Below are 4,584 nucleotides of genomic sequence, written 5' to 3'. Positions count from 1 at the left end.
AGGTCAGATGACGGCGATAAGCGGCCTCGCCGGCGGCGCGCAGTCGCGCGGCGCGCTGCTTCACCACCTCGCGGCGGACCTGCGGCATGCGCGCCGCGGGCGTGCCTTCGCGCGGGCTGAACGGAAAGACGTGCAGATGCGTCAGCCCGCACTCCTCGACGATCTTCTCCGAATTCTCGAACATAGCCTCGGTCTCGGTCGGGAAGCCGGCGATGATGTCGGCGCCGAAGACGATTTCAGGACGCAGCTTGCGCACGTCCTCGCAGAAGCGGATCGACTGGTCGCGCAGATGGCGGCGCTTCATGCGCTTCAGGATCATGTCGTCGCCCGATTGCAGCGACAGGTGCAGATGCGGCATCAGCCTCTGTTCAGTGGCGATTGCGTCGAGCAGGTCGTCGTCGGCCTCGATGGAATCGATCGAGGACAGCCTGAGCCGCTTAACATCCGGTACCTGGCGCAGAATGGTCTTCACCAGTTTGCCGAGCTTAGGGCTGCCCGGCAGGTCGGCGCCGAAGCTGGTCATGTCGACGCCGGAAAGCACGATCTCGGCATAGCCGTTGCCGGCAAGGCGCTTGACCTGCTCGACCACGGCGCCCATCGGCACGGAACGCGAATTGCCGCGGCCATAGGGGATGATGCAGAAGGTGCAGCGATGGTCGCAGCCGTTCTGCACCTGCACGAAGGCGCGCGCGCGGCCTTCGATGGCGTCGACCATGTGGCTCGCCGTCTCGCGCACCGAGAAAATGTCGTTGACGCGCGCCTTCTCGGTGTCGTTGACGCCAAAATCGGGCAGTGCGCGGTAGGAGTTCGCCTTGAGCTTCTCCTCATTGCCAAGCACGAGGTCGACCTCGTCCATGGCGGCGAAGTTCTGCGGCTCGGTCTGCGCCGCGCAGCCGGTGACGATGATGCGAGCTGAAGGGTTCTCGCGGCGCGCCTTGCGGATCGCCTGCTTGGCCTGGCGCACCGCCTCCGCCGTGACGGCGCAGGTGTTGAAGATGACGGCGCCGCCCTGGAGCGCGCCGAGACCGGCGCTCTCGGCCTCGCGGCGCATCACTTCCGATTCATAGGTGTTGAGGCGGCAGCCGAAGGTGACGACGTCGATACCGTTGGTGACCGCGCCTTTCTCAAGGGCGGACATCAGGCGGCGCTTTCGGTGTCGCGGGCCCAGGCCCCGGTCGAGGGATCGAAGCTGCCGGAGAATTCCCATTCGGCGGCACCCGTCAGGATGACGTGGTCGTCGTCGCGCCATTCGACATGCAATTCGCCGCCGCCCGGCGTCAGCAGCGAGACGCTGCGGCCGGTGCGCTTGGTGCGGGCGGCGGCCACCACGGCGGCGCAGGCCGCCGAGCCGCAGGCCTTGGTAAGGCCGGCGCCGCGCTCCCAGGTGCGGATGATCATGGTTTGAGGCGACGTCACCTGGGCAATGGTGATGTTGGCGCGCTCGGGGAAGATCGGATGGTTCTCGAGCAGCGGGCCGAAGCGGTCGAGCTCGTAGGACCAGACGTCGTTGTCGACCCAGAAGATCGCATGCGGATTGCCCATAGACACCGCCGAGGGCGAATGCAGCACCGGCGCGTCGATCGGCCCGATCTGCAATTCGATCATGCGGGTGTCGCGGAACTCTTCCGCCAGGGGGATCTCCTGCCAGCCAAAGCGCGGCTTGCCCATGTCGACCGAGATCAGACCGTTCGCGTGCTCCTGAGCATTCAGGATGCCGGCGCGGGTCTCGAAGGTGAAGCTCTTCTGGCCGGTCTCGGCGGCCAAGGCCTGGACGACACAGCGCGTGCCGTTGCCGCAGGCCTGGGCGCTGGTGCCATCGGAATTCAGAATGTCGATATAATAAGCGGTGCCCGGCGTGCGGGCGTCATGGATCGCCATGATCTGGTCGAACTTGGTCGCGGCGTCGGCATTAAGCGCGATCGCCGCGGCCGGCGTGACCCTGTCGGCACGGCCACGCATATCGGCAACGATGATCTCGTTGCCGATGCCGTTCATCTTGGCGAAGGGGGCGGTGCCTGCCATCTAACCGGTCATTCCAATCCGTTTGGCCAATCCGTTTGGCCGCTATATGGCGGAAACGGGCGGGAATTACCAGTCCGGCTCTTGTCTCGGTCACCGCGAAACGTCGCGCCGGCGACGACCAAGTGGTCGCGCCGCGACGACCTGGCGGTCGCGCCGCGACGACCTGGCGGTCGCGCTTAAGTTACCGCGAAGACGCCGAGCACGATCAGCAGGAAGATGACCAGCACGATGCCGATGAGGACGCGCGCTCCCGTGGCAGCCGCTCCGGCCAGCGCCGGCATGCCGAGCAGGCTCGCGGCGGCGGCAATGATGAGAAGAATGATGATCCACCTGATCATGGGAAGCTCCGGCGAAATTGCGTCGCGAAACCAACGCTTTTCGCCGGTTGGGGTTCCTTCGTCAGACAGCCGGTATGTCCCACACCTCGCCAGGACGCATGGCGCGAAAACGCTCCTGCGGCAGGCCGTGCGCCTCGAGCGCCTCGGCCAGTTTTTGCGCCGGCTCCTCGACCGGCTCGTCGGTGAGGTGGAACGTGCCCCAGTGGCAGCCTGCGGCGTGAGCCGCGTTGCAGAGCTTCATGCCCTGCACGGCCTCCTCCGGATTCTGGTGCTGCGGCGCCATGAACCAGCGCGGCTCATAGGCGCCGATCGGCAGGATGGCGAGGCGAAAGCCGCCATGCTTCTGTGCCATCAGCCGGTAGTTGATGCCGTCATGGAAGCCGGTGTCGCCGGCGAAATAGATGTTGCCGCCCGCCGTTTCGATGAGAAAGCCAGCCCAAAGCGCCATGCGGCGGTCGCGTCCGCCGCGCGCCGACCAATGATGCGCCGGCTCGACATGGATGGCGGCGACCCCAGCGTCGATCCTGTCGCCCCAATCATGCGCGCTGAGCCGCATGCCGGGCACGGCGCGGTGGATGATGGCGTCGTTGCCGAGTGGCGTGATGATGCGTGCGTCGTGATTCTCCTTCAGCCGCCTCAGCGTGGCGAGGTCGAGATGGTCGTAGTGGTTGTGGCTGATCAGGACCAGGTCGATCGGCGGCAGGTCGGCAAAGGCGATGCCCGGCGCATTGACTCTTCTGGGGCCGGCGAAGGCGAAGGGCGAGGCGCGCTCCGACCAGACCGGATCGGTCAGGATATTCAGGCCGGCGGTCTGGATAAGCAATGACGCGTGGCCGACCATTGTGAGCCTGAGCGCGCCTCCATCCACGCGACGCACCGGCTTTGCCGGCGGGTGAGGACTCGGAACGGCGGCCGGCCATCTCGCCCGCTTGCCGCTGATTTGCCATCTGAGGAGATCGCTGAAGCGCCCTGGGGGCTTGCCGCCGGGGTTGAAGAACAAGGCGCCGTCGAAATGATCGCTATGCGGGCCGCTGTAATAGCGGTTGGCGGTTCTTTTTCTCGCGGCCATTCACTCTCCCGCCGGCTCGACCCCTTCCTGAGATAAGGAAGCGCCTGCCTGGCGCAAGCATTTTGCTGGCGAATGCCAATGGGCGAAGCCCGGTTCATCTAGGATCGGGAGCGAGGCGCGATGATCATGGTCATGAAGCGAACCGGGACACCGTGGATGAAGGCCGAGGATTTCGGCCGCTCGCTGCCGCTTGGGCTGGGCGTCAATCTTTGGTCACCGACATGGCGGCGATGGAGGCCTTTTGCCGCGACGTGCTCGGGGCCAGGATCATCTACGCCGACGAGGATTTCGCGGCGATCGAGCTCCTGGGCTCGGTCTTCATGCTGCATGCCGACCATTCCTACCTCGACAATCCGATGACCGGGGTCACTTCGGGTGCCGAGACGCGCGGCGCCGGCATCGAATTGCGCCTTTACGGCGCCGATCCGGATCGGATCGAGAAAAAGGCGGCGGCGCTCGGCCATATCGTGCTGGCCGGCTCCATCGATAAGCCGCATGGCCTGCGCGAATGCTACATCGTTGGCCCGGACGGCTATGTGTTCGTGCCGAGCGCCCGGATTTAATGCCGTAAGTTCAATGGCTTGAATGACCAAGTCAAACGCCGCTCCGGCGCCGTCCGCTTGCTGCGATAAATTTGCAACATCCGACTCGAAAACCCTATTTTAACCATATCGGGTTGAAATTCTGCCACCTTCGCCATCTTGGTGGAGCGAAGATTACGCGGACGGCTCCCCCCGGCCGGATCCGACGGAGGTTTTGATGAATTTTTCGATGACCCGCCCCTTTTCGCGGAGCGGCCTCGTGGCCATGTCGCTGGCCGCGCTGGTTGCGAGCGGCTGCTCGACCTCGCGCTTCTCCTCGATGGACGACCAGCAGCCGGCGCCGCTGACGCCGGCGCCGTCCGGCACGGTGACGCAGAATCAGCTGCCGCCGCCGGCCGCTCCCGGCACCACCGATCCGTCGCAATTCCCGACCGCGCCGAAGAACACCCAAGTCGCTTCGCTGCCGCCGGACGGCACGGCGCCCGCCGGCGCCACCGATCTCACCGCGGCCAGCGTCGCCGGCGTGTGGAACGTCAATGTCTCCGGGCAGAGCTGCAAGGTGGCAACGCCGCAGACCAAGTTCGGCGCCGGCTACCGCGCCGGTCCGCTGCAC

General features: G+C 65.7%; 6 protein-coding genes. 2 read left to right on the top strand and 4 right to left on the bottom strand.

What is annotated here, in order from left to right; genetic code table 11:
* The 4 genes from mtaB to EOA24_RS28190 form a co-directional block, all read right to left on the bottom strand.
* A partial coding sequence (mtaB, locus tag EOA24_RS28205; protein ID WP_127410298.1) for a tRNA (N(6)-L-threonylcarbamoyladenosine(37)-C(2))-methylthiotransferase MtaB occupies positions 1 to 1,138 on the bottom strand: 1,138 nt, incomplete at its 3' end.
* Positions 1,138 to 2,022 carry a diaminopimelate epimerase gene (gene dapF / locus EOA24_RS28200; protein ID WP_126080446.1) on the bottom strand — a complete coding sequence of 295 codons (885 nt, stop codon included), beginning with the start codon at positions 2,020 to 2,022 and terminating at the stop codon, positions 1,138 to 1,140. The genes mtaB and dapF, both read right to left, overlap by 1 nt.
* Positions 2,023 to 2,198: 176 nt before the next feature.
* On the bottom strand, positions 2,199 to 2,360 hold the full coding sequence (locus tag EOA24_RS28195) for a DUF1328 family protein (RefSeq protein ID WP_126063645.1): 162 nt from the start codon (positions 2,358 to 2,360) through the stop codon (positions 2,199 to 2,201).
* Between the two features lie 61 nt (positions 2,361 to 2,421).
* Entirely contained in the window at positions 2,422 to 3,429 is a 1,008-nt protein-coding gene (locus EOA24_RS28190; protein WP_127257285.1) for an MBL fold metallo-hydrolase, read from the bottom strand.
* Between the two features lie 209 nt (positions 3,430 to 3,638).
* On the opposite strand from EOA24_RS28190, the gene EOA24_RS28185 reads away from it, so the two are divergent.
* Both EOA24_RS28185 and EOA24_RS28180 read left to right on the top strand, forming a co-directional pair.
* Entirely contained in the window at positions 3,639 to 3,992 is a 354-nt protein-coding gene (locus tag EOA24_RS28185) for a VOC family protein (RefSeq protein ID WP_245491142.1), read from the top strand.
* Positions 3,993 to 4,188: 196 nt separating this feature from the next.
* The coding region (locus EOA24_RS28180) for a hypothetical protein (protein ID WP_245501869.1) at positions 4,189 to 4,584 on the top strand (396 nt) is incomplete at its 3' end.

It is taken from the genome of Mesorhizobium sp. M2A.F.Ca.ET.039.01.1.1 (assembly GCF_003998035.1).
Classification (GTDB): Bacteria; Pseudomonadota; Alphaproteobacteria; order Rhizobiales; family Rhizobiaceae; genus Mesorhizobium.
Note: the sequence above shows the minus strand (reverse complement) of the source record. Positions and strands in the feature narration are given on the sequence as shown.

Coding starts and splice junctions, on each gene's coding strand:
- EOA24_RS28195 (WP_126063645.1), bottom strand. CDS start 2,360: ATGATCAGGTGGATCATCATTCTTCTCATCATTGCCGCCGCCGCGAGC.
- dapF (WP_126080446.1), bottom strand. CDS start 2,022: ATGGCAGGCACCGCCCCCTTCGCCAAGATGAACGGCATCGGCAACGAG.
- EOA24_RS28190 (WP_127257285.1), bottom strand. CDS start 3,429: ATGGCCGCGAGAAAAAGAACCGCCAACCGCTATTACAGCGGCCCGCAT.